Genomic DNA, 23,767 nt, shown 5'->3' on the forward strand with positions numbered 1-23,767 from the left:
AAGGCGTCTGGGGGCGTCAGCGATCAGGGTGCGGGAGCAGCCGGAGCGGCAGGCAGAGTACTGAACGCATCCCGGATGGTCTCGAAAGCGAGCTTGATTTTGCCGCCGACCTGGCCGGCCACCGTCGCCATCGCGACACCGACCAGGGCAGCGATCAGGCCGTACTCGATGGCAGTCACACCGTTTTCATCGGCGATGAAAGTTTTGATGGCGGAGGTAATGGTGCTCATGACAACTCCTTATGGTGGTTAAAGGGACTTACTGACAGCAGACGGGGCCCCGTCCTTGTTGCTGTTTCCTGTTGCGTCTGTCAGTGAGTTCACTGTACCCAATAGTTCCATACGGCAAGTTGATGTCGGGCAAGTTTTCCATGCGGAAATGATTTTGCCCTTGGTCGTTTGCGCGTGAACAAACACCGCAGGGCTCGGTTCCGGGCTAGCCGCTATGGGTGATCGATATTGTCAAGAATAGTTGCCTGTAATACAAAAAGGCTTTATGCTGTCTCCCTTGTGCGCTTAAAAAAGCGACACTTTCCCGTGGTATCGACAAGCTGTGCTTTTGCGTGACTTTGGTGCTGTGAACGATATGGATTCCCTGCTGAGACACATGGTGGACATGACTGGCCACCGCGATCACACGATGCTCGACATCTCCGTGATTTCGGCTGTCCAGGAATTGTCGGGCGCGGTGCAAACGCGCGTGCTGGCGATCACCACGGTTTGCGGCCACCGCTTCGTGCGCGCACGCGCCTGCATCCGCGCCGGCGGCGTCGCCTGCCCCGAAGAGACGCAAGATGGCAGCCCGGGCGAGCCGATCCTGGCCTTCCCCGCGCTGGCGCACTGCCTGGCCCACCACGATTCGCGCGCGGAAGGTGCTGGCCCCGATGGCCTGCGTGTGCTGTGGCTGCCGATCTGGTTCGGCGACAAGGCCGCGACCTGTCTCGAGATCACGCACCAGGGCGAATTCACGGGCGATACCGTCCACATGATCAGCGGGATCGTCAGCGTCTACCGCAATTTCCAGAACCTGCTCGACTACAGCGAGCGCGATTCGCTCACCGGCCTGCTCAACCGCAAGACCTTCGACGACCAGCTGGCGCGCATGCTGCACACGCCCGACGCTGAGCCGGTGGTGCCGGGCCTGCCCGAACGGCGCCACCACGTCGCCGAGGAAAAGCAGTGGCTGGCCGTGGTCGACGTCGACCATTTCAAGGGAGTCAACGACCGCTTCGGCCACCTGTACGGCGACGAAGTGCTGATCCTGGTCGCCAACCTGCTGCAATCATCGTTCCGCGCGCAGGACCGGGTATTCCGCTTCGGCGGCGAGGAGTTCGTGGTGCTGCTGCGTTCGACGACGCTGGACAATGCGCGGCGAATCATCGACCGCTTCCGCCTCGATGTCGAGACGCACGAATTCCCGCAGGTGGGACAGGTGACGGTCAGCGTCGGCTTCACCAGCATCCGCGCCGCCGATTCGCCGGTGGTCACGCTCGGCCACGCCGACCAGGCGCTGTACTTCGCCAAGGCCAATGGGCGCAACCGCGCCTGCTACTACGAAGAGCTGGTGGCCAGCGGCCTGCTGCAGACCATCGCCACCAACGACACCGCCGAATTCTTCTGAGGCGGGGTCAGGCGGGAGCCGCCTGCGCCCAGTCCAGCGCGTCCTCCAGGCGGTCGTCGCCCCAGAACATCTCGCCGTTGACCATGAAGGTGGGCGCACCGAAGATGCCGAGCTTGCGCGCGGCCGCGGTCTGCGCGCGCAGCGCCGTCTTGGCGGCTTCTTCTCCTGCCATCGCCACCATGGCGGCCGGATCGTCGACCAGCCCGGCCAGCGCGGCGAGCACCACATCGGCCTTGTCGATATCGGCATCCTGCCACCAGTTCTGCAGCATGATGCGGCGGCAGAATTCGCCCATCCACGGCTGCTCCGCCCCGAGCAGGGCGACGCGCATAGGCAGCAGCGCCTGGCGCGGAAAGGTCGTCGGCCGGGTAAAGGGCAGCCCGTATTTCGCGGCGCGCCGCGCCATGTCGCGCCAGGCGTAGTCGCCTTTTTCCTTCTGCTCGTTGAAAGGGGAGCTTTGCCAGCCCAGCTCGCGGAAGATGGGGCCGAGCAGGAAGGGCTTCCACCGCAGCGGCACGCCGGCATCGCTTGCCAGCGCCTCGATGCGCATCAGGGAGAGGTAGCTGTAGTTGCTGCCGAACTCGAACCAGAATTCGATGGGTGCGTGCATCGCGAATCCTTACCAAATGGTAAAAAAAGCCCCGGAGATGCCATTGTCGCATCTCCGGGGCCCGGCGCACCCGGCGCCTCAAGCGATGTTCATGAACTGCAGCGGGTTGACGTTCCACTTCTCGGCCGCCTCGTGACGCACGATCTTGTCGCCGCCGCCAAAGCCCAGCGCCTTGGACAGGTCCACGGTCTGCGGCTTGATATAGCCCGGGGTCTTGGTGCTGAAGAACACATTGACCTTCGGCGTGAGCAGGCTGGTTTCGTGCGGCTCGATCACCACGCCCAGGCGCCCCGACTCCAGCAGCACCAGGGTGCCGACCGGGTAGATGCCGACGCAGCGCATGAATTCCTGCGCCAGCGTCGGGTTGAAGTGAAACTTGCTCCACTCGTAGATCTTGCGCAGCGCTTCGGCTGCCGGCATGCCCTTGTGGTAGCAGCGGTCCGAGGTGATGGCGTCGTACACGTCGACGATCGCCGCCATCTGCGCCAGCTCGCTGATGCTGCCTTCGCCCTGCTTGTCCGGATAACCGCTGCCGTCGCGCCGCTCGTGGTGGTGCAGCGTGATGTCGAGCGGGATCTGGCCGATCTCCGGCGACTTGACCAGGATGTCGTAGCCGTCGCGCGGGTGGCGCTTGATGATGTCGAATTCCTCGTCGGTCAGGCGCCCCGCCTTGTTCAGGATGGCGTCGGGCACCAGCGCCTTGCCGGTGTCGTGCAGCAGGCCGCCCAGGCCCGCCTGGTAGACCGTGTCCGCGTCCATGTTGCGCGAGCGGCAGAAGGCCACCAGCAGCGCGCACACGCTGACCGAATGCAGGAAGGTGTAGTCGTCCTTGTTCTTGATGCGCAGCAGGCCAAGCAGCGCGCCCGAATTGCGCAGGATGGATTCGGTGATGCTCTCGACCATCGGAGCCACCTTGTCCATTTCCACTGCCTTGCCCAGGCGCGAATCTGCCATCACGGCGCGTACCAGGCCGGCGGCCTGCTTGCGGACCTGGGCCGCGCGCTGCAGCTCTTCGCCCAGCGAGACGCGGGTGACGATCAGCGGCTTGGTGGCGATGGCGGTCACTTCGGCTTCGGTTTCGGCCTCGGCTTCGGCCAGCGTCGGCGCGTCGTCGATGTCCAGGCCCTTGCTGCAATCGATGACCACGCCGCGGATCTTGGCGTTGCGGATCTTGTGGATTTCGTCGTCCGTGGTCAGAACGAAACGCGCGCGCACGAACGGATGATCCATCCAGCCGCAATCCAGATCGTGGATGAACATCCCGACCTTCAGCTGCGATGCATCCACCTTCTTTAACATGATTCTTCTCTGCTCTGTGATAATGTCGGCGCCAGTCGGCCATGATGCAGTATAGCAAGACTGTTACCTATTTTCACTATTTGTTTCTTTTAAGACACAGTTCATTGCATGGAACTTCGCCAGCTGCGCTATTTCGTCGCCATCGTCGACCACGGCTCGCTCTCGCGCGCCGCACTGGTCCTGCATGTGGCGCAGCCGGCACTGACCCAGCAACTGCGCCAGCTGGAAGAGGAACTCGGCGCGCAGCTGTTGCACCGCTCGGCCCACGGCATGCTCAGCACCGACGCCGGCAAGATCTTCTATGAGCATGCGCAGGCGATCCTGAAGCAGGTGGCCGATGCCCGCTCGGCGGTGGTGCAGTCCACCACGCGGCCTTCGGGCAGCGTGACGCTCGGCCTGCCCCACAGTATTTCGGGCGCGCTGGCGCTGCCGATCCTCAGCAGCGCGCGTGTGCGCTACCCGGAAATCACCCTGCAGCTGACCGAGGAGATTTCGGGCAGCCTCACCGAGCAGCTCAAGTCGGGGCGCCTGAACCTGGCGGTGCTGTTCGACGAAGTCCCGGCCGGGCACTTCACCAACACGCCGCTGGTGGAGGAAGACCTGATGTTCATCTGCCGCGCCGGTTCAGCGTTCGCGCCCGCCGCAGCCAGCTTGAGCTTGACCGAGGCCTTGGCCAGTACCCTGATCCTGCCGGCGCGCCAGCACGGCGTGCGCCCGCTGGTCGAACAGGTGGCGTCACGGGCAGGCCTGGCGCTCGGCCCCATCCTCGAGATCAACTCGCTCGCCATCCTGCGCTCTGCCCTGCTGGCCGACCTGGGCGCCACCCTGCTGCCGGTTGCGCCGCTGCTGGCCGATATCGAGCGCGGCGCGCTCAAGGCATGGCCGGTGGAAGACCCGGCGCTGATGCGCCAGGTGAGCTTGTCCGCTTCGCGCAATATCCCGCTCACGAATGCGGCGGCGGCGATCGGGAAGCTGGTACGCGAAGTGACCGAAGACCTGTGCGCGCGCGGCGCCTGGCCGGGTGCGCGCCTGCGCTGAATAACGGTCATCAGTTTTTCTTATACCCCCATCCGCAATCCCTATTGGCCCTGGCTGGCCTGAGTCCCTACACTCCACGCGGTCAAAAAGCGCCTTCGCCTACCCGGCGCAAGGCAGCACAGCACCGAACCACATAATGGAGACCCCATGCCAGATACCGTCACGCCCCAGGCCCTGAGCCCGGACTACGCGTCCCGCCTCACCACCGTCACCCTGGACGACAAGTACACCGCCCGGACCGGCAACATCTTCCTGTCCGGTATCCAGGCCCTGGTACGCCTGCCGATGATGCAGCGCGAGCGCGACGCCGCCGCCGGTCTCGACACCGCCGGTTTCGTCTCGGGCTACCGCGGTTCGCCCCTGGGCGGCCTCGATGAAACGCTGTGGAAGGCCAAGGGCCACCTGGAAGCGAACAAGATCCAGTTCGTCCCGGGCGTGAACGAAGACCTGGCCGCCACTGCGGTGTGGGGCACCCAGACCGTGGACCTGATCGGTCCGGCCAAGTACGACGGCGTGTTCGCCATGTGGTACGGCAAAGGCCCGGGCGTGGACCGCTGCGGCGACGTTTTTAAACACATGAACCACGCCGGCACGGCGAAACACGGCGGCGTGCTGCTGGTGGCCGGCGACGACCACGGCGCCTATTCCTCGACCCTGCCGCACCAGTCCGACCACATCTTCTCGGCCTGCATGATCCCGGTGCTCTACCCGTGCAATGTGCAGGAATACCTGGACCTCGGCGTGCATGGCTGGGCGATGTCGCGCTTCTCGGGTTGCGCGGTGGCCTTCAAGGCGCTGGCCGACACGGTCGAATCCAGCAGCTCCGTGGATGCCGACCCGTTCCGCGTCGAAGTCAAGCTGCCGCAGGACTTCGCGATGCCGGAAGGTGGACTCAATACCAGGCTGTCCTCGGTGCCGCTGGGCCAGCAGGCGCGCGCGCAGGAAGCGCTGATGCAGGACTATAAGATCTACGCGGCGCTGGCCTATGCGCGCGAAAACAAGCTCAATCGCGTCACCATCGACAGTCCGGACGCGAAACTGGGCATCATCGCCTCGGGCAAGTCCTACCTGGACGTGCTGGAAGCGCTGGAAGAACTGGGCATCGACGAGGACATGGCCGCCAAGGTCGGCCTGCGCCTGTACAAGATCGCGATGATCTGGCCGCTGGAACCGGACGGCGTGCGCGAATTCGCGCAAGGCCTGGACGAGATCCTGGTGGTCGAGGAAAAGCGCCAGGTCGTCGAATACCAGTTGAAGGAACAGCTGTATAACTGGCGCGACGACGTGCGTCCGCACGTGGTCGGCAAGTTCGACGACAAGGGAGAATGGGTCGCTCCGCGCGGCGACTGGCTGCTGCCTCCGAAAGCCGATTTCTCGGTCGCGCAAGTCGCCCGCGTGATCGCCGGCCGCATCGCGCGCCTGAGCCTGGAAGACACCACCCGCGATCTGATCCGCGCGCGCCTGGCCTTCCTCGACGCGAAAGACGCCGTGCTGCAGAAGGCGATCACCACGCCCTTCCGCCCGGCCTTCTACTGCTCCGGCTGCCCGCACAACACCTCGACCAAGGTGCCGGACGGTTCCTTCGCGCTGGCCGGCATCGGCTGCCACGTGATGGCGACCTCGATCTATCCGGAGATGAACAAGCTGACCACCCACATGGGCGGCGAAGGCACGCCGTGGATCGGCCAGGCCGCGTTCTCGCAAGTGCCGCATGTGTTCCAGAACCTGGGCGACGGCACCTATTTCCATTCCGGTTATCTCGCGATCCGCGCGGCCGTGGCCGCGAAGGTGAACATCACCTACAAGATCCTGTACAACGACGCGGTCGCGATGACCGGCGGCCAACCGGTCGACGGCCAGACCTCGGTGCCGATGATCGCGCAGCAGATGGCGGCCGAAGGCGTCAAGCGCATCGCCCTGGTCACCGAAGACCTGTCGCGCTACGCCGACCGTTCCAGTTTGCCGGCGCTGGTCACCCTGCACGACCGCAAGCACATGGACGACATCCAGCGCGAGCTGCGCGAACTGCCGGGCGTGACCGTCATCATCTACGACCAGACCTGCGCCGCCGAGAAGCGCCGCCGCCGTAAAAAGGGCGAATTCGCCGACCCGAACCAGCGCATGGTGATCAACGAAGCCGTCTGCGAAGGCTGCGGCGACTGCGGCATCCAGTCGAACTGCGTTTCGATCCTGCCGAAGGAAACTGAATTCGGCCGCAAGCGCGCCATCGATCAGTCGTCCTGCAACAAGGATTACTCGTGCGCCAAGGGCTTCTGCCCGAGCTTCGTCACCGTCGAAGGCGGCACGCTCAAGAAGAGCCGTGCCGGCGTATCCAAGCAAGGCGCGAGCGACGGCTGGGGCGAACTGCCCGAGCCGACACTGCCAGGCATCGAGCACCCGTACAACATCCTGATCAACGGCATCGGCGGCACCGGCGTCATCACCGTCGGCGCGCTGATGGGCATGGCCGCCCACCTCGAGGGCAAGGGCGCCTCGGTGCTGGACATGACCGGCATGAGCCAGAAGAACGGTTCGGTCACTTCGCACGTGAAGATCGCCGTCACCCCGGACCGCCTGCGCGCCCAGCGCATCGCCACCGGCGAAGCGGACCTCATCCTCGGCTGCGACATCCTCACTACCGGTGCGGCCGATGCGGTCTCGAAGATGCGTCCGGGCCGGACGCTCGCCATCGTCAACCTGCACGAGCAGCCGACCGGCAGCTTCGCGCAAAACGCCGACTGGGAATTCCCGGCCGCCGACGTACGCTCCTTGATCCTGGAAGCCGTCGGTGGCGCCGATGGCGTGGACTTCGTCGACGCGACCCGCATCGCGACCGCGCTGATGGGCGACTCGATCGCCACCAACCTGTTCCTGATGGGTTACGCCTGGCAGAAGGGCCGCATTCCCTTGACCGAAGCCGCGCTGCTGCGCGCGATCGAACTCAATGGCGTGGCCGTCGCCTCGAACAAGATGAGCTTCCTGTGGGGCCGCCGCGCCGCCGTGGACTTCAAGCGTGTCGAGAAGCAGGCCACGCCTTCGCAAGCGATCGTGGTGCAGATGCCGCAAAGCCTGGACACCATCATCAACAAGCGCGTCGACTTCCTGACCGGCTACCAAAACAGCGCCTATGCGGGCGTGTACGCCGACCTGGTGGCGCGCGTGCGCGCGGCCGAGACGACCCAGGGCCTGGGCAACAAGCTCTCGCTAGCGGTGGCCAAGTACTACTTCAAGCTGATGGCCTACAAGGACGAGTACGAAGTGGCCCGCCTGTACACCGATGGAGCCTTCCTCGAGCAGGTGAAGAGCCAGTTCGAAGGCGATTTCAGTTTCAAGTTCAACCTGGCCCCGCCGCTGTTCGCGAAGAAGGACGCCAAGGGCCGCATGGTCAAGGCGCAGTATGGCTCGTGGATGTTCGGCGCCTTCAAGCTGCTGGCGAAACTGAAAGGCCTGCGTGGCGGCGCCTTCGACGTGTTCTGCTACACGGAAGAGCGCAAGATGGAACGCTCCTTGATTGTCGAATACCGCGAGATGATCGAAGGCCTGCTGGCCGGCCTGAACGCCGGCACGCATGCGGATGCGGTCGAACTGGCCTCGCTGCCGGAACAGATCCGCGGCTTCGGCCACGTCAAGGAAAAGGCCGTGCTGGAGTTCCGCGCCCGCAAGGCTGAGCTGCTCTCGGGCAAGGTCAAGAAACGCGCAGCGTAAACGCCGGTGGGGCGGCCCGGCCGCCCCACCCCATCACCCCCTCGCGCCCGGCTTGACGTTAACGTTAACGTCATATACCGTACCAGGATACCCCTGTCCTCCCAATACCAAGGACCACATCCAATGAACGACATCACTCCCGCCGCCAAACTCGACCTGCCGGAGCAGCCGAAGCTGGCCAACAAGGTGCGCTTCGTCACCGCTGCTTCCCTGTTCGATGGCCATGACGCCTCGATCAACATCATGCGCCGCATCCTGCAGTCGAACGGCGCCGAAGTGATCCACCTCGGCCACAACCGCTCGGTCGACGAAGTCGTCACCGCGGCCCTGAACGAAGACGTGCAAGGCATCGCCATCTCGAGCTACCAGGGTGGCCACGTCGAATACTTCAAGTACATGATCGACCTGCTGCGCCAGCGCGGCGGCGCCCACATCAAGGTGTTCGGCGGCGGCGGCGGCGTGATCGTCCCGAGCGAGATCGAAGAACTGCATGCCTACGGCGTCACCCGCATCTTCAGCCCGGAAGACGGCCAGCGCATGGGCCTGGTCGGCATGATCCGCTCGATGCTGGAAACCTGCGACGTCGATCTGTCGTCCTACGCACCGACCAGCATCGACGCGCTGCGCGAAGGCGACATCGGCCAGCGCCACCGTCCGCTGGCCCAGCTGATCACCGCCCTGGAAAGCGGCAAGGTCGATCCTGAACTGCGCAAGCAGGTCATCAACACCGCCGAAGGCTTGCGCGTGCCGACCCTCGGCATCACGGGCACCGGCGGCGCCGGCAAATCCTCGCTGACCGATGAACTGATCCGCCGCATCCGCCTCGACCAGGGCGATCGCCTGAACATCGCCGTGATCTCGATCGACCCGTCGCGCCGCAAGTCGGGCGGCGCCCTGCTGGGCGACCGCATCCGCATGAATGCGATCAACCCGTGGAACGGCCAGGCGCGCGTCTTCATGCGTTCGCTCGCCACGCGCGAAGCCGGTTCCGAAATCTCGCAGGCCCTGCCGGACGTGATCGCCGCCTGCAAGGTGGCGGGTTTTGATTTGGTGATCGTCGAGACCTCGGGCATCGGCCAGGGCGACGCCGCCATCGTGCCGCACGTCGACACCTCGATGTATGTGATGACGCCGGAATTCGGCGCCGCTTCGCAACTGGAAAAAATCGACATGCTCGATTTCGCCGACTTCATCGCGATCAACAAGTTCGACCGCAAGGGCGCGCAGGATGCGCTGCGCGACGTCGCCAAGCAATACCAGCGCAATCGCGAACAGTGGAGCCGCAGCCCCGACGAGATGCCGGTCTACGGCACGCAAGCCTCGCGCTTCAACGACGACGGCGTCACGGCGCTGTACCACGGCCTGCTGCCCAAGCTGGCGGAACTCGGCCTGCAGGTCGATGCCAGCCGCCTGGCGGCACCTGCATCGAAATACTCGAGCGGCAAGAACGTGATCGTGCCGCCCGCACGCGCGCGCTACCTCGCCGAAATCGCCGACACCGTGCGCGGTTACCACCGCAACGTGAAGAAGCAGGTCACGCTGGCGCGCGAGCGCCAGCAGCTGAGCGAAACCAAACGCATGCTGGCTGCCGCCAACCGCGGCGTGGTGCTCGATGACCTGATTACGGAGCGCGACAACGCCATGGAAGGCGGCGCGAAAAAGCTGCTGGCCATGTGGCCCGACATGCAGGCCGCCTATGCCGGCGACGATTACGTCGTGAAAATCCGCGACAAGGAAATCCGCACCCGCCTGGTCTCGAAGACCCTGTCAGGCAACCCGATCCGCAAGGTGGCGCTGCCGCGCTTCGAGGACCACGGCGAAGTGCTGCGCTTCCTGATGCTGGAAAACGTGCCGGGCTCCTTCCCGTATACGGCCGGCGTGTTCGCCTTCAAGCGCGAAGGCGAAGACCCGACCCGCATGTTCGCGGGCGAAGGCGATGCCTTCCGCACCAACCGACGCTTCAAGCTGGTCTCGACCGGCATGGACGCCAAGCGCCTGTCGACCGCCTTCGACTCGGTCACCCTGTACGGCGCCGACCCGGCCATCCGTCCCGACATCTACGGCAAGGTCGGCAACTCGGGCGTGTCGATCGCGACCCTGGACGACATGAAGGTGCTGTACGACGGTTTCGATTTGTGCAGCCCGTCGACCTCGGTGTCGATGACGATCAACGGCCCGGCGCCGACCATCCTGGCGATGTTCATGAACACCGCCATCGACCAGCAGATCGACAAGTTCGTGCTTGACAACGGCCGCCAGCCGACCGACGACGAAGCGCAGAAGATCCGCGACTGGGTCCTGATGAACGTGCGCGGCACCGTGCAGGCCGACATCCTGAAGGAAGACCAGGGCCAGAACACCTGCATCTTCTCGACCGAGTTCTCGCTGAAGGTGATGGGCGACATCCAGGAATACTTCGTGCACCACCAGGTGCGCAACTTCTACTCGGTGTCGATCTCGGGCTACCACATCGCCGAAGCGGGCGCGAACCCGATCTCGCAGCTGGCCTTCACGCTGTCGAACGGCTTCACCTTCGTCGAAGCCTACCTGGCGCGCGGCATGCACATCGACGATTTCGCACCGAACCTGTCGTTCTTCTTCTCGAACGGCATGGACCCGGAATACACGGTGCTGGGCCGCGTGGCACGCCGCATCTGGGCCGTGGCGATGCGCGACAAGTACGGCGCCAACGAACGTTCGCAGAAGCTGAAGTACCACATCCAGACCTCGGGCCGTTCGCTGCACGCGCAGGAAATCGACTTCAACGATATCCGCACCACGCTGCAGGCGCTGATCGCGATCTACGACAACTGCAACTCGCTGCACACCAACGCCTACGACGAAGCGATCACCACGCCGACCGACGAATCGGTCCGCCGGGCCTTGGCCATCCAGCTGATCATCAACCGCGAATGGGGCCTGGCCAAGAACGAGAACCCGAACCAGGGTTCCTTCATCATGGACGAACTGACCGATCTGGTCGAAGAACAGGTGATGCAGGAGTTCGAGCGCATCGCCGAGCGTGGCGGCGTGCTGGGTGCGATGGAAACCGGCTACCAGCGCGGCAAGATCCAGGAAGAGTCGATGCTGTACGAGCACCAGAAGCACGACGGCACCCTGCCGATCATCGGCGTGAACACCTTCCGCAACCCGAACAGTACGGGCGCCCCTGCCATCATCGAACTGGCACGCTCGACCGACGATGAAAAGCAGTCGCAGCTGACCCGTCTGGACGAGTTCCACAGCCGTAACGCCGCCGCGGCACCAGCCGCCCTGGCTGCGCTGCAGCAGGCCGCGATCGACAACGAGAACGTGTTCGCCAGGCTGATGGACGCGGTGCGCGTCTGCTCGCTGGGCCAGATCACGACCGCGCTGTTCGAAGTGGGTGGGCAGTACCGCCGCAATATGTAAGCGTTTCGCCGCCCGGGTTCCTCGGGCGGCGCCGGTGCCCCCCCCCGCTCAGCCGAAGGTCACCGCATACACCGGCGGCAGCGAGGTAGACAAGGTCTGCCAGCTGTCGCCGCCGTTCTCCGAGATCCACACCCCGCCCGTCGTCGACCCCATGATCAGGGTAAGTCCGTCGTCGCTCACCGCCAGTCCGTGCCGGTAGACCAGGTCGTAGCAATGCTCCTGCGGCAGGCCCTTGTTCAGCACTTCGAAACTCTTTCCGCCATCCTTCGTGCGCAGCACCGCCAGCGCGGCCCCGACCGGAATGCGGCGCTGGTCGGCTTCGGCCGGCACGAACCAGGCGGTGTCGCCGTCCAGCGGGTGGGCCGCCACCGCGAAGCCGAAATGCGACAGCGGCACCTTGGTGATTTCCTGCCAGCGTCGCCCGCCGTCCGTCGAGCGCCACATGCCGTTGTGGTGCTGGCACCAGAGCACGTCCGGCTGTCCCGGGCAGCGCACGATGCGGTGCGGGTCCTGCACTTCCTCGTTCTCGTTCATCTCGGGCGGCATGTAGTCGGCGCGCATGCCGGTGGCGCTGATGGTCCAGCTCGCGCCGCCGTCCTCGCTGCGCCAGGCGCCGCCGCAGGACACGCCTACCAGCAACTGGCGGCCGTCGCGCGGGTCGACGCAGATGCTGTGGATGCCCGGCACGTCGTAGCCGCCGCCGAACCAGCTGGCGCGCTGCGGCACGTCCCACAGCGCGCGCACCAGCTCCCAGGAGTCGCCATGGTCGCGCGAGACGAACAGGCCGCCGGGCAGCGTGCCCGCCCACAGGACCCCGGGCTGCCCGGACAGGCCGGCTTCCAGGCCCCAGACCAGGCGGTTGTTCCAGTCGACCTTGTCCTCGCTGCCCTCCGGCTTGGGCGGATAGGCGGGGGCCGGCAATTCGGTCCAGGTTTCCATGCCTGCGCCGCGGCGGTGCAGCTTGACGCCGAAATGGCCGAGGTTCAGCGCCGCGTACAGGGCGCCGTCGCGGCGGTCGGCCAGCGTCATCGACACCGGCTCGCCCAGGAAATGCACCGGGCCGAATGTCCAGCGGCCCTTCTCTTTATGAAGCTCGAACAGGCCCTTGCGGGTCGACAGATAGGCACGCTGGTTCATGGTTCAGCCTCCGGAAAGGGCCTGCAGCACGTAGACCTGGCTGGAGGGGGTGAGTGGATCGTCCAGGCGCCGGGTGTCGCGGCAGCGCTGGCCATCGATGAAAATCGTCACGTTGGCGCGCAGCGCGCCCTGGTCGTCGAGAACATAGCCGCGCAGGCGAGGATTGGCGGCAAACGCGGCCTCGAGCGCGGCGCGCAGCTCGCCGGCCGCGGTGTCCACCTGCGGCAGGCTCGTGAACCGCGCCAATTGCTGCGTAAAGAATAGCTGCGCCATCGGGTCTCCTCCAGACGCCAGATTGTATGCGCGCCGGGCTTGCGCGGCTACTGTCCAATCCGCTCGCCGGGCGTGGCGGTACTGGCCTAGAATGGACTTTCCTAGTCCAGCGGAGTTCACCATGCCGATCCAGCCCGAACAGCTTGCCGCCCTGATGCATGAAGTCGAGCAGGAAGACCCGATCGATTTCGCCGACCTCCCCTTTCCCGAGGACGAACTGCGGGCGCTGGTGGCCACCCACCTGTGCGAAATGGCCGCTGCGATGGAGAATTTCAGTACTGAAGACCGCCTGATGACCTTGCTCGCGGTATCGGCCAAGCTGGTCCTGGAGAACCTCGTGCTGCACGTCCAGCTGCTGCGCCGCCACGGTCTGCCGGTGAGCGAGGACGTCGAAGCCCTGCTCGGGCGCCTGCGCAAATCCTGAGCCCGGCCCAGGATTCTTATCTGTTGCGATCGCCTGCTATCTTTCTGTAAATCAACACTACCCTTCCCTCATCTCGCACAATAGCAACACGGGAAAGCTATTTGCAATAACGGATGAGCTGGGGGCGCTTTCGACGCATTCCGTGAGGTATTATTAACAGTCGGGAAACTTCGCTTGCACCCAACACACGAAATTCGCAAGTGCCTTCATCAAAGGAAAGACAATGCCGGGTACTCTCACCAAAAAACAACTTGCCGTTGCCGTGGTTTCTGGCGCTATCTTGCTGGGCGCAGGCATGGCAGGTTGCAACCGCACGCAGACTGCGGAAGAATTGCTGGCCGAAGCGCAGCAATATGAAACCAAGGGCGACCGCAAGGCGGCGCTGATCCAGCTCAAGAACGCCGTCGCACAGAATCCTGAAAACGCCGAAGCGCGCTTGCGCCTGGGTACCCTGCACCTGCAACTGGGCGATCCGGCCTCGGCCGACAAAGAATTGCGCAAGGCCGCCAGCCTGGGCGTTGCAGCCGACAAGACGCTGCCGATGCTGGCGCAAAGCCTGCTGATGCAAGGAAAATTCCAGCCGCTGCTGGACGAGATCACCGAAGACAAGGCCAAGGCCTCGGCACCGCTGCTGGCACGCCGCGGCGACGCCTTCCTGGCACTGGGCGACACCGCCAAGGCGCGCGCATCCTATGATGCGGCGCTGGCGCTGAACCCGAACTCCGGTGACGCCCTGATCGGCATGGCGCGCCACGCCGCTGCCGCCAACGACCTGGCCAGCGCCGAGCGCTTCACCCAGGACGCCGCCACGCGCGACCCGAAGAACGCGGAAGCGTGGATGCTGATGGGCAGCCTGCTGCGCAGCCAGGGCAAGACCAAGGAAGCGCTGGCCGCCTATGACAAGGCGCTGGCGATCGAGCCGGCGCACCGCAGCGCCAACATCGAAAAAGCCTATGTGCACATCGGCAGCAACGATCTCGTGGCGGCCAAGGCCGACGTCGACGCTGCGCTCAAGCATGGTGCGGGCGACCTCAACACGACCTATGCGCAGGCCCTGCTCGCCTTCACCGGCGGCAAGAACGCAGAAGCGAAAGAATTGCTGCAAAAGATCTTGCGCGCAGCGCCGAACCACATGCCGAGCCTGCTGCTGTCGGGCGCCGTCGAACTCAATCTCGGCGCTTACCAGCAAGCCGAGCAGTACCTGCGCGGCTATCTTGCCAACAACGAGAACAATGTCTATGCACGCAAGTTGCTGGCCCAGGTCCTGCTGAAGACCAACAAGCCGGTCGAAGCCGCCGCCGTGCTCGCCCCAGCCCTGAAAACCGCATCCACCGACCCGCAGCTGCTGGCCCTGACCGGCCAGTCCTACCTGCAGGCGCGCGATTTCGCCAAGGCCTCGTCCTATCTCGAACAGGCCAGCGCCCTGGCGCCATCGGCTGCCAGCATCCACACCTCGCTCGGCTTGTCCAAGCTCGGCCAGGGTGATATCAACAATGCCGTGACGCAATTGGAAAAGGCCACCGCGCTCGATCCGAAATCGCTCGATGCCGGGTTCGCCCTGGTGCAGGTCGAGATCGGCCGCCGCCAGTACGACAAGGCCCTGGCCGCCGTGGCGGCGCTCGAAAAGGCCCAGCCAAACAGCGCTGCAGTCCAGAACGCCAAAGGCAAGGTGTACATGGCCAAGGGCGACGTCAAGAACGCCCGCGCCAGTTTCGAAAAAGCCGTGACGCTCGAGCCGACCATGTTCCAGGCCGTGTCGAACCTGGCCCAGCTGGACATGAACGAGAAAAACGTTGCCGGCGCGAAGAAGCGCTTCGAGGCCGTGCTGGCGAAAGACAAGAAGAACATCGACGCGATGACGGCGCTGGCCCTGATCGAACAATCGCAGAACAATGTCGCCGGCACCACGAGCTGGCTGGAAAAAGCCCAGAGCGAGAATTCGGAAGCGGTGCGTCCGGCGCTGGCGCTGGGTTCGCATTACCTGCGCATCAAGCAGCCGGAAAAAGCGCTGGCGCTGGCGCGCAAGACGCTGACGATCCACCCGAGCGAGCCGGAAGTCCTGGACCTGATGGGCCAGGCCCAGATCGCCAACAAGGATCTTGTCGGCGCCCTCGAGTCCTACGACAAGCTGGCCAAGGCCGTGCCGAAGTCGGCCCAGGCACAGGTGCGCCTGGCAGCGATCCACATGCTGATGAAGAACAATGCAGCTGCGGCCGACGATCTGAAGCGCGCGCTCGCCCTCGACCCGAAATTCGACCAGGCACGCATTGCCCAGATCGAGCTGGCCATGCGCACCAACAAGCCCGAGGAAGCGCTCGCCGTGGCTCGCCAGATGCAGAAGGACGACCCGAAAGCGGTGCCCGGCTATGTCCTCGAGGGCGACCTCCTGATGACGCAGAAGAAAGCCGCAGCCGCGGCCCAGGCCTACGACAAGGCGTTTGCGCTGTCGAATTCGCCACAGGTGCTGATGAAGGCCACCCAGGCGCTGGCGCAGAGCGGCAAGACCGCCGAAGCCGAAGCGCGCATGGTGAAATACCATGCGGCCAACCCGAAGGATGAGCTGGTCGCGATGGTGGTGGCCGACAGCTACCTGGCCAAGCGCCAGTTCAAGCCGGCCATCGCCAGCCTGGAAGCCGCGCTCACGACCAACCCGTCGAACGCCGCCGCCCTGAACAACCTGGCCTGGGCCTACCAGCAGGAAAACGATGCGCGCGCGCTGCCGACTGCCGAAAAGGCGTTCAAGCTGGCCGGCAGCAACCCGGCCATCCTCGACACCTATGGCTGGATCCTGGTGCAGAAGGGTGACACCGCGCGCGGCGTCGAACTGCTGCGCAAGGCCGTCGCGGCCAGCCCGCAGGCGCCGGACCTGCGCTACCACCTGGCCGCCGGCCTGGCGAAAGCCGGCGACAAGGCGGGGGCGCGCAAGGAAGCCGAGACCGCGCTGGCCGGCGGCAAGCCGTTCGCCAGCCTGGACGACACCAAGGCATTACTGCGCCAGCTCTAAGCTGCCTGCGGCCGCTACGGCGGCCGCAGTATCCCACTGCATCCCAAGCCTGCCTCTTCCCCATCATGACAACTGTTATCCAACAACAAGAGTGCGAACCAGTCCCGCTTGGATTCTTTGCCCGCCTGACCGGTCGTTTTACCGGCAAGCAAGATATTCTTATTCCCTATTTTAATTTCCGTAAGGTATTAAAAGGGAATATGGAATCCTATGTCCTGAAAGAGATTTATAAGCTCCGCTATGAAGTGTATTGCCTCGAGCGGCATTATCTTGAGGCAAGTAATTGCAAAGAGGAAATGGAAACCGATGAGTATGACGATTGCTCGATCCATTTCGCCGCCTATACGCTGAATAACGATATCGTCGGCACCGTGCGCCTGGTGCAACCGCATTCTGGCCAGCAATATCCCTTCCAGTCGCATTGCGTTCCGTTTCCAGAATTCACCTACCCGGCAGCCGAATCGGCGGCCGAAATTTCGCGTCTGGTCGTGCGCAAGACCTATCGCCGGCGCCGTGGCGACTCGATGGAGGGTATTTCGCAGGACTTCCGCGAAAAAGGCAGCACGAAGGCAATTCGACCGAGTTCAACCGTGCGCGGCGACAAGCGCGGCAATAGTCCGCTATTATTGCTAGGAATGTATCGTGAGATGTACCGCCATAGCCGTCAGAACGGGATTCGTTACTGGTACGCCGCTATGGAAAGGTCACTGGCGCGCTCGCTGGACAAGATGGGATTCAAGTTCGTGCCGATTGGGCCGCAGGTCGATTACTACGGTCCCGTTACACCGCACATGGTCGACTTGAACGAGCTGAACGAGCGCTTAAAGAGAGAAAACAAGTTCCTGGCAGCCTGGTTCAATGACGAACCAATTCCCATCTGGATCATGATGAAAACCATGGTCGGAGACTATCTCGGGGCACGCTTCAGGAAAAAATAACTAGGGTCCGAGACTGGACAATCAAAACAGATGGACAACGGAAAAGCCCGCGTCGACCCTGACGCCTTCCTGTCCCGTGTAGAGTTCGGGGCACACCAGGAAACGATTGACCACGTCAACAGCAATATTTTCCGTGCGTACCGGGGCAGCCATTTAGGCAACATCCCGGGTGACATTTTTAAACTTCGCCACCAGGTGTATTGCCTGGAATATGCCTTCCTCCAGCCCGACCAGTATGTCGACGGCATGGAGCTCGACGATTACGACGACGCCTCCACCCACTTCGCGGCCTATACGCTGGAAGAAAAGCTGGTCGGCGCGGTCAGGCTGGTGCAGCCTTTGGCGCCCAAGCCCTATCCCTTCGAGTTGCACTGCGAAGTGTTCGACGATTTCGACATGCCCGAGCGCGAACAGTCGGCCGAGATTTCACGCCTGGTGGTCAAGAAAAGCCACCGCCGCCGGCGCGCCGACAGCGTGCTGGGCATTCCTGGTTTCCTGCCGAGCCACGAGCCGTCGATCGAATTCGATCCGGCGGTGGACCGGCGCGACCGCAGCTCGCCGATGCTGCTGCTCGGGATGTACCGCGAAATGTTCCGCCACAGCCAGGAACACGGCATCCGCTACTGGTATGCCGCAATGGAGCGCTCGCTCGCGCACGCGCTCAAGAAGATGGGGTTCCGCTTCATGGCCATCGGCCCGGAAGCGAATTACTACGGTTCCGTCACGCCCTACGTGCTGGACCTGCAGGACCTGCGGCGCAAGCTCTCGACGAGCAATCCGACCCTGGCGGCCTGGTTCAGCGAAAAACCGCCAGTGGTCGAACAGACCCACCCTTCCCGCGTCCACGTGGTCCGCAAGCCGGGCAACGACATCAATTAAGCAGCAATATTGACCAGTTTGGTCGTGTGGTTGCGGAAGCTGTGCACCACCATGTTCGGCGACGCCGGCACGTCCATTCCCGCCAGCATGTCGTGCATCATCGACACGGCCAGCGCGGCAACCGTGAAGCTGCCCACCGCGATCTGCGATGCCGGGCAAGGACGGCCGTCTTCCATGATCGTCAATGCCTTGGCCACCTGCTCGACCACCTGACGGTCGAGGTGGGCGCCGATCCGGCCCATGATTTTCCCGAACACGTTCGCATAACTGGCATCGCCTTCGCCCTGGGCGTGCTGGACATCGTGCGCGATGACGTCGGCCAGCGAGGCGCTGGTGCCCGCGGGGAAGTACAGCACGCCGGCGCCGAAGCCGATCGACAGCGCGGTAAACACGGCCTTGCGCTGCTCGCGGGCATTCGTGTGCAGGGCCAGGATGGCTTCGAGGTCGAGGAAATCGATGGTATCGAAGATGATGTCGACGCTGCCTACCAGCGACTGGGCATTGCTGGCATCGAGGTTGGCCTGGACCGCTTCGACTTTCGCTTCCGGATTGATGCGCAGGATGTGCTTTTTCAGGGCCTGGACTTTCGGCGAGCCGATATCGTCGAAGTCATAGAACTGGCGGTTCAGGTTGTGGGCGTCGACGGTATCGCCGTCGATCAGGACGAATTCGGTAAATCCCATGCGCGCGGCGCAGATGGCGGTCGACGCGCCCAGGCCGCAACCGGCGATCAACAGGCGGGTGCTGCGGATCTTGGCCTGGGTGTCGCTGGATACATAGCCGTTATTGCGCGTGGTAAAGGTATCGTAATCGAAAGCGGTGGTCATGGAAGCCTCATGGTGGAATGGTGCCGCACTGGCATGGGTACAGGAACTGCGCGCTTTCATTACCTATGAATAGCGCGCCATTTCCTTGCAAATAATGCTAGGCATCATGCCATTTTCTGGCCGTGTCAGCCAGCTTTTCGATGGGCCCGTTGGGCTGTCGGTTTTTCTTACATCAGCCCGGCAGACGGCCCGCTCGGCGAACCCATCGGGACTACCGGGACAGGAGAAAATGCCGTAGTTCGATGCATTTCAACAACTTCTCCGTCTTCAAGGTGTATCGCCGTGTCGGAGAACTTTACAGGCCCAAAAAAGCGCTCCGATAACTCATGTAGGACTAGTTCCCGTCGAGAAAATAAGCCCAGTAAAATCAATCAGTTGCAAAAAGGAATATTTAGCTGGCACGCGGATTGCTTAATACCCTGTGTCGCTCCCTGCAGCACCAAATTAAATCTCTGGAGATTAGAATGAAACTGAAACAACTGATTACCGCCCTGACCCTCGGCTTCGCAGCACTGTCCGCATCGGCTACCCCGCTGGACGCGCTGACTGGCAACCTGAACATCAAGCTGACCGGCCTGACCACCGAATCGCGTACCACCGCCGGTTCCAACGAAACGACCTGGGGCGTGGGCAACATCACCTCGATCTCCGGCCTGAATGACATGGAATGGTTCTCGGGCGTGTCGGATGGCACCTACCTGTACTACATGATCTACGGTATCGCCGACCAGAACATCGTGCAAGATCCAAACACCGGCAAATTCAACATCTACAACATCGGCGCAACCGGTGGCGGCGCTGACGGCATGATCCATCTGGACATCTACCGTTCGACCACCCGTCTGACCTCGCTGACCTCGAACTTCAACGCATCGCCAGCCAGCCGTACCGGCTACGACAGCTACTCGCTGTTCGCCGGCATGGAAAAATACCTGGAAGTTGAATTCGGCGCCGGCAAGCAGCTGATCAACGTGGCCGGCGGCACCAACGCATCGGCTGACGAGCGCCTGGCGACCCTGGTGCAAACCGCAACCGCAGCAACCCTGCCAGCAGCGGGCGAAGGCCAGTTCTTCGGTGACGTCGTCGGCGGCACCGCCATGACCCAGTGGGACACCAACGGCCAGTTCGGTCACGACCTGGACGGCAAGTTCACCCTGAGCACCAATGGTTCGCAGTTTGGCTCGGGTTCGTGCACCCCGGCCCAAATCGCTGACAACACCTGCTTCGTCGGCCTGATCAACGATCCGATCCGCGCCAACAAGATCCCTGAGCCAGGTTCGCTGGCCCTGCTGGGTCTGGGCTTCGCCGGTCTGGCTGGCCTGCGCCGCCGCCGCGCTGCCAAGTAATTTTCCTGCGCACGACCGGGGCAACCCGGTTGTGGCATGAAGGCTGAAAAGGCCGGATCCCGCAAGGGATCCGGCCTTTTTCATTGCGCCCTCAGCTGCCGGCGCGGGCGTCTTCCTGCAGCGTCCCCTTGAGCTGGCCGATCAGTTCGGTCGCCGCGCTGACGATCTGGCCCGGCGCAAAGCCGGCCCGCGTCATCTCCTTGTAGAACGAGCGCGCCAGGATGCGCGCGACGTCTTCCGGATTCTGGTATGCGGTGCCGGGCGCGGCGCCGCCCCGGTGCTGCCCATCCTGCCCCCGTTCATGCGCATCGCGCACCAGCGCCATTTGCGCAAAGCGCGAGGCCAGCAGGTGCTGCAGCTGGATCACCTGGACCGATTTCCCGATATACAGCGCCACCACCTCGAGCAGGTGCAGCTCGGCTTCGCTGAAGGCGGCGCCGGTGACGTTCACCACGCCGACCAGGCGGCCGTCGATGCGCACCGGCGCCGACATCAGGGCCGGCAGCGCGGCGCGCCTGTGCCGTGCCAGGCCGGCGAAGGCGGAACGGGCGATGTCCTCGACCAGCAGCGCGCGGCCGCTGGCGAGCACCTGGCCGCAGATGCCCTCGCCGCTCGCCACCAGGGCGTCGGCCGCGGCAGGCGGCAGTTCACCCGCGCTGGCGCACAGGCGCATGCGCAAGTCGTCGGGCGATTCGCTGTTGAGCAGCATGACCGAGCAGCTGGCGGCGCCGACCAGGCGCTTGGCCAGCTCGGCATGGCTGTGCAGGTTGTCGTCGAGGCTGCCGCTGGCGAGCAGGGCCTGCACCTCTTGCAGGCGCACCAGGCGCTTGGCATTGTCAGTCATGGATCACCTTCCGGATAAAGGGTCGACGCTGCGCCGGCTGAGTTCGGCGATTGATGATAAGTTACTTCACACCTTGCAACAAGCGGTATCGCCGCAGGTATATCCGGAAGTCAAGGTCCTGGCTAGACCGGCGCCTGGGTCTCTTCCTGCCCTTTGCGCGGCGACAGGAAAGCCTTGTGGAACAGGTGCCGCGCCAGCATCAACGGCGGCATGCGCAGCCAGTTGCTGCGCAGGTAGAGGGCAAAGAGTACGGCCGGGCTCAAGGGACCGGCGCAGCTCGGGTGCGGGGGCAGCAGCGCGCGCAGGAACAAGCCATCCATCAGGGCCAGCAGCGGGCCTGGGGGCCGTCCGGCAATGGCGGCTTCCGCCATCACGCCCGGCGCCACCGGCGTGCCGAGCAGGCGCGCGGCATAGCGCAGGGCATAGAACAGCGGCCGCGCCAGCTGCAGTTCGACGGCGCGCGCCGGCAGGGTTTCCCAGAAGCCGGGCGCCGCGCCGAACGCCAGCAGCAGGCGGTGCAGGTCGAGCAGGTCGCGCAGGCCGTGGTGCATCTCGCCTTCCGAGAACAGGTGCACTGCGCTGTGCAGCACCATGTCCTGGGGCGCCAGGGTCCAGAGATTGTCGCTGCCCGGGATCGGGCGGGCGGCCGCCCGCAGCAGCGCCGGGTCGGGGCGCGCCGCCGCCGTTTGCGGCAGGATCGCGTGGTGCACGTCGATCACATTGCCGCGGCGGACATGCTCCATCGGCGGCAGCTCGTGCATCCATTCGTGGTAATAGCGCTGGTCGTAGGCATCCTGGTGGGTGCCGGCCCAGCCGTGCAGCATGAGCGCGCCCTCAACCTCGACGATCCGCTCCTTCGGTACCAGGATGTCGACGTCGGAAAACATGCGCCCCGCCGCGGACGGCAGGCCGGCCATGGCATAGGCGGCGCCCTTGAGCAAAATCAGCGGCAGGCCGAGTCCTTCGAGCGCGCGCCCGATGCAGCGCACCTCGTAACGCACCGCACGGCGGTGGCGCACCGCAGCCACCTGCGCCCATTCGAGGTGCTCGCGCGGCGCCGGCGGCACGGCCGCCAGCACGCCCGCCTCTTCAAACAGCCCGCGCAGGGTCGCGGTCAGGTCGGCGCTGGCGGCCTGGCGCAGCAGCAGCTCCCATTCGGCCAGGCCGAGCGCGGCCGCCTTGCCCGGTGCGCGCAGCACCTCGACCAGCAGCGGCAGCGTCATGCGGCGCCTCCCGCCAGCGCATCGAACACGGCCATGGCCTCGTCCAGCGCACCGTAGCTGAATTCGAAGCCTTCGCAACGCTCCACCAGGCGCCCCAGGGTGTCGAAACCGGTCGCGCCCAGCACCGGATAATTGAAGGCGTTGTCGGCCACGCGCATGAACAGCTGGGTCTTCGGCACCGGCTCCAGGCGCGCGGGGGCGCCGGCCAGATAGCGCGGGAACACGATGTGGGTGGCCTGCACGCTGTTGCTTGCGGCCGCCACGCTGGCGCTGGAGGCGCGCATGTGGCCGATGGTGCCTTTCACCGTGCCGGCGACCGGCGGTCCGAACACGGCTTGCGGCGCGTAGGCGCGGATGATCCCGATCGAGGCGTTCTTGAGGCTGACCGGCCGCGGCAGCGGCAGCAGCGCCAGGTCGCCGGGGCGCACCAGTGCCAGCTCGTCCGACAGCAGGCGCCAGCCGCGGCTGGCCAGGGCCGCGCACAGCGTGCTCTTGCCGGAACCGGGCGGCGCCGGCATCACCACGGCGCAGCCGTCGCGCTCGAGCACGGCCGCGTGCACGATCAGCCTGGTGTGCGCATGATTGGTGACGCACCAGTTCATGACCCATTCGAACATCGGGTGCGCCTGGCTTAGGGGCAGGGGCTTGAAGGGCTCGGCGCCGTCCTGGTCGAAGCGCACCTGAGGCCGGAACCAGCGCCGCAGGCCGCCCGCGCGGCGAAAATTCAGCTGGAAATCGGCGAAGCCGTCGTCCTCGACCGGATAGTCGGCGTACAGCAGGGCGATGGTGTCGGCCAGGTGGGCGATGTCGGTGCGGATGCGGCTGCGGAACGGGCCGGTGCGCAGCACCAGGCCGGGGCCGGCAAAGCGGCGCAGCAAGTCCTGCCGCGTCAGGCTGGACAGGGTCAGCATGGGTAGGGTTCGACCAGGTCGAGGCGGGCGAGGTCATCGAGCACGGCCGCGAGTTCGGCGTCGAGGGCGACTGCGTCGATCTCGAATTCGGCCAGCAGGGCGGCGCCGAGGGCCGCTTCGTCCAGCGGGCCGGCGCGCAGCGCCTCGAGCAGGCACTGTGCCGCGGGGCCGAGCAGGTGGGTGGCGCCGGACAGGTCGTTATACAGGATGGCCTGGTCGTCCCAGCCGCGGCAGGCGAGCGACTGCCCGGGAATGACACGCCACATCGGCAAGCGCCG

At 64.5% G+C, this 23,767-nt stretch carries 19 protein-coding genes; 9 read left to right on the plus strand and 10 right to left on the minus strand.

The annotated features are described in order from the left end of the window. Positions 1-23: 23 nt before the first annotated feature. Positions 24-230, minus strand: a complete 207-nt coding sequence (locus tag AC56LR_RS08645) for a Flp family type IVb pilin (protein ID WP_497129502.1) — start codon at positions 228-230, stop codon at positions 24-26. Between the two features lie 355 nt (positions 231-585). Between AC56LR_RS08645 and AC56LR_RS08650 the strand changes: the two genes are divergently transcribed. After that, entirely contained in the window at positions 586-1,620 is a 1,035-nt protein-coding gene (locus AC56LR_RS08650; RefSeq protein WP_497129504.1) for a GGDEF domain-containing protein, read from the plus strand. 7 nt (positions 1,621-1,627) lie between these two features. On the opposite strand, the gene AC56LR_RS08655 is transcribed toward AC56LR_RS08650, so the two are convergent. Continuing rightward, entirely contained in the window at positions 1,628-2,230 is a 603-nt protein-coding gene (locus AC56LR_RS08655; RefSeq protein ID WP_497129506.1) for a 2-hydroxychromene-2-carboxylate isomerase, read from the minus strand. Positions 2,231-2,308: 78 nt separating this feature from the next. Then, entirely contained in the window at positions 2,309-3,529 is a 1,221-nt protein-coding gene (locus AC56LR_RS08660; protein WP_497129508.1) for an HD-GYP domain-containing protein, read from the minus strand. A gap of 108 nt (positions 3,530-3,637) precedes the next feature. Here AC56LR_RS08660 and AC56LR_RS08665 point away from each other — a divergent pair, with 108 nt between their 5' ends. The 3 genes from AC56LR_RS08665 (at position 3,638) to icmF (ending at position 11,683) form a co-directional block, all read left to right on the plus strand. After that, the gene (locus AC56LR_RS08665) at positions 3,638-4,567 is read left to right on the plus strand and encodes a LysR substrate-binding domain-containing protein (RefSeq protein WP_497129510.1); all 930 of its coding nucleotides are present in this window, start codon (positions 3,638-3,640) and stop codon (positions 4,565-4,567) included. A gap of 147 nt (positions 4,568-4,714) precedes the next feature. Continuing rightward, entirely contained in the window at positions 4,715-8,272 is a 3,558-nt protein-coding gene (locus tag AC56LR_RS08670; protein ID WP_497129512.1) for an indolepyruvate ferredoxin oxidoreductase family protein, read from the plus strand. Positions 8,273-8,395: 123 nt separating this feature from the next. Continuing rightward, complete coding sequence (gene icmF / locus AC56LR_RS08675) at positions 8,396-11,683, plus strand: fused isobutyryl-CoA mutase/GTPase IcmF (protein ID WP_497129514.1); 3,288 nt, start codon at positions 8,396-8,398, stop codon at positions 11,681-11,683. Positions 11,684-11,731: 48 nt separating this feature from the next. Here icmF and AC56LR_RS08680 read toward each other — a convergent pair whose 3' ends face one another. Both AC56LR_RS08680 and AC56LR_RS08685 read right to left on the minus strand, forming a co-directional pair. Then, the gene (locus tag AC56LR_RS08680) at positions 11,732-12,820 is read right to left on the minus strand and encodes a WD40/YVTN/BNR-like repeat-containing protein (RefSeq protein ID WP_497129516.1); all 1,089 of its coding nucleotides are present in this window, start codon (positions 12,818-12,820) and stop codon (positions 11,732-11,734) included. A gap of 3 nt (positions 12,821-12,823) precedes the next feature. Beyond that, the gene (locus AC56LR_RS08685) at positions 12,824-13,093 is read right to left on the minus strand and encodes a MoaD/ThiS family protein (protein WP_497129518.1); all 270 of its coding nucleotides are present in this window, start codon (positions 13,091-13,093) and stop codon (positions 12,824-12,826) included. A 121-nt stretch (positions 13,094-13,214) separates the two neighbouring features. On the opposite strand from AC56LR_RS08685, the gene AC56LR_RS08690 reads away from it, so the two are divergent. The 4 genes from AC56LR_RS08690 to AC56LR_RS08705 all read left to right on the plus strand — a co-directional run bounded on the left by AC56LR_RS08690 (position 13,215) and on the right by AC56LR_RS08705 (position 18,338). Then, positions 13,215-13,517 (plus strand): hypothetical protein, encoded by a 303-nt coding sequence (locus AC56LR_RS08690; RefSeq protein WP_497129520.1) that lies wholly within the window; start codon positions 13,215-13,217, stop codon positions 13,515-13,517. Positions 13,518-13,740: 223 nt separating this feature from the next. Continuing rightward, positions 13,741-16,521, plus strand: coding sequence for an XrtA/PEP-CTERM system TPR-repeat protein PrsT (gene prsT / locus AC56LR_RS08695; RefSeq protein ID WP_497129522.1), 2,781 nt, complete (start codon positions 13,741-13,743; stop codon positions 16,519-16,521). A 65-nt stretch (positions 16,522-16,586) separates the two neighbouring features. Beyond that, positions 16,587-17,459 (plus strand): PEP-CTERM/exosortase system-associated acyltransferase, encoded by an 873-nt coding sequence (locus tag AC56LR_RS08700; RefSeq protein ID WP_497129524.1) that lies wholly within the window; start codon positions 16,587-16,589, stop codon positions 17,457-17,459. Between the two features lie 30 nt (positions 17,460-17,489). Further along, positions 17,490-18,338: a PEP-CTERM/exosortase system-associated acyltransferase gene (locus AC56LR_RS08705; RefSeq protein ID WP_497129526.1), complete on the plus strand. Its 849-nt coding sequence runs from the start codon at positions 17,490-17,492 to the stop codon at positions 18,336-18,338. Here the strand turns inward: AC56LR_RS08705 and AC56LR_RS08710 are convergent. Further along, positions 18,335-19,165, minus strand: coding sequence for a HesA/MoeB/ThiF family protein (locus AC56LR_RS08710; protein ID WP_497129528.1), 831 nt, complete (start codon positions 19,163-19,165; stop codon positions 18,335-18,337). The two genes, AC56LR_RS08705 and AC56LR_RS08710, sit on opposite strands and share 4 nt — an antisense overlap. A gap of 464 nt (positions 19,166-19,629) precedes the next feature. On the opposite strand from AC56LR_RS08710, the gene AC56LR_RS08715 reads away from it, so the two are divergent. Then, entirely contained in the window at positions 19,630-20,511 is an 882-nt protein-coding gene (locus AC56LR_RS08715; protein WP_497129530.1) for a PEP-CTERM sorting domain-containing protein, read from the plus strand. Positions 20,512-20,602: 91 nt separating this feature from the next. Here AC56LR_RS08715 and AC56LR_RS08720 read toward each other — a convergent pair whose 3' ends face one another. From AC56LR_RS08720 to AC56LR_RS08735, 4 genes are all read right to left on the minus strand, one after another. Continuing rightward, positions 20,603-21,355, minus strand: a complete 753-nt coding sequence (locus AC56LR_RS08720; RefSeq protein ID WP_497129532.1) for a GAF domain-containing protein — start codon at positions 21,353-21,355, stop codon at positions 20,603-20,605. Positions 21,356-21,477: 122 nt separating this feature from the next. Then, on the minus strand, positions 21,478-22,578 hold the full coding sequence (locus AC56LR_RS08725) for a nucleotidyltransferase domain-containing protein (RefSeq protein WP_497129534.1): 1,101 nt from the start codon (positions 22,576-22,578) through the stop codon (positions 21,478-21,480). Then, complete coding sequence (locus AC56LR_RS08730) at positions 22,575-23,489, minus strand: HprK-related kinase A (protein ID WP_497129536.1); 915 nt, start codon at positions 23,487-23,489, stop codon at positions 22,575-22,577. Before AC56LR_RS08730 ends, AC56LR_RS08725 begins: the two co-directional genes overlap by 4 nt. Next, the gene (locus AC56LR_RS08735; protein ID WP_497129538.1) at positions 23,483-23,755 is read right to left on the minus strand and encodes an HPr-rel-A system PqqD family peptide chaperone; all 273 of its coding nucleotides are present in this window, start codon (positions 23,753-23,755) and stop codon (positions 23,483-23,485) included. The genes AC56LR_RS08730 and AC56LR_RS08735 overlap by 7 nt, the downstream gene beginning before the upstream one ends. Positions 23,756-23,767: the final 12 nt, after the last annotated feature.

This window comes from Telluria sp. ZT3P39 (genome assembly GCF_059685935.1).

Bases quoted from the DNA above. Each gene is read 5' to 3' on its own strand.
- AC56LR_RS08645 (WP_497129502.1), bottom strand. From the start codon at position 230: ATGAGCACCATTACCTCCGCCATCAAAACTTTCATCGCCGATGAAAAC.
- AC56LR_RS08650 (WP_497129504.1), top strand. From the start codon at position 586: ATGGATTCCCTGCTGAGACACATGGTGGACATGACTGGCCACCGCGAT.
- AC56LR_RS08655 (WP_497129506.1), bottom strand. From the start codon at position 2,230: ATGCACGCACCCATCGAATTCTGGTTCGAGTTCGGCAGCAACTACAGC.
- AC56LR_RS08660 (WP_497129508.1), bottom strand. From the start codon at position 3,529: ATGTTAAAGAAGGTGGATGCATCGCAGCTGAAGGTCGGGATGTTCATC.
- AC56LR_RS08665 (WP_497129510.1), top strand. From the start codon at position 3,638: ATGGAACTTCGCCAGCTGCGCTATTTCGTCGCCATCGTCGACCACGGC.
- AC56LR_RS08670 (WP_497129512.1), top strand. From the start codon at position 4,715: ATGCCAGATACCGTCACGCCCCAGGCCCTGAGCCCGGACTACGCGTCC.
- icmF (WP_497129514.1), top strand. From the start codon at position 8,396: ATGAACGACATCACTCCCGCCGCCAAACTCGACCTGCCGGAGCAGCCG.
- AC56LR_RS08680 (WP_497129516.1), bottom strand. From the start codon at position 12,820: ATGAACCAGCGTGCCTATCTGTCGACCCGCAAGGGCCTGTTCGAGCTT.
- AC56LR_RS08685 (WP_497129518.1), bottom strand. From the start codon at position 13,093: ATGGCGCAGCTATTCTTTACGCAGCAATTGGCGCGGTTCACGAGCCTG.
- AC56LR_RS08690 (WP_497129520.1), top strand. From the start codon at position 13,215: ATGCCGATCCAGCCCGAACAGCTTGCCGCCCTGATGCATGAAGTCGAG.
- prsT (WP_497129522.1), top strand. From the start codon at position 13,741: ATGCCGGGTACTCTCACCAAAAAACAACTTGCCGTTGCCGTGGTTTCT.
- AC56LR_RS08700 (WP_497129524.1), top strand. From the start codon at position 16,587: ATGACAACTGTTATCCAACAACAAGAGTGCGAACCAGTCCCGCTTGGA.
- AC56LR_RS08705 (WP_497129526.1), top strand. From the start codon at position 17,490: ATGGACAACGGAAAAGCCCGCGTCGACCCTGACGCCTTCCTGTCCCGT.
- AC56LR_RS08710 (WP_497129528.1), bottom strand. From the start codon at position 19,165: ATGACCACCGCTTTCGATTACGATACCTTTACCACGCGCAATAACGGC.
- AC56LR_RS08715 (WP_497129530.1), top strand. From the start codon at position 19,630: ATGAAACTGAAACAACTGATTACCGCCCTGACCCTCGGCTTCGCAGCA.
- AC56LR_RS08720 (WP_497129532.1), bottom strand. From the start codon at position 21,355: ATGACTGACAATGCCAAGCGCCTGGTGCGCCTGCAAGAGGTGCAGGCC.
- AC56LR_RS08725 (WP_497129534.1), bottom strand. From the start codon at position 22,578: ATGACGCTGCCGCTGCTGGTCGAGGTGCTGCGCGCACCGGGCAAGGCG.
- AC56LR_RS08730 (WP_497129536.1), bottom strand. From the start codon at position 23,489: ATGCTGACCCTGTCCAGCCTGACGCGGCAGGACTTGCTGCGCCGCTTT.
- AC56LR_RS08735 (WP_497129538.1), bottom strand. From the start codon at position 23,755: ATGTGGCGTGTCATTCCCGGGCAGTCGCTCGCCTGCCGCGGCTGGGAC.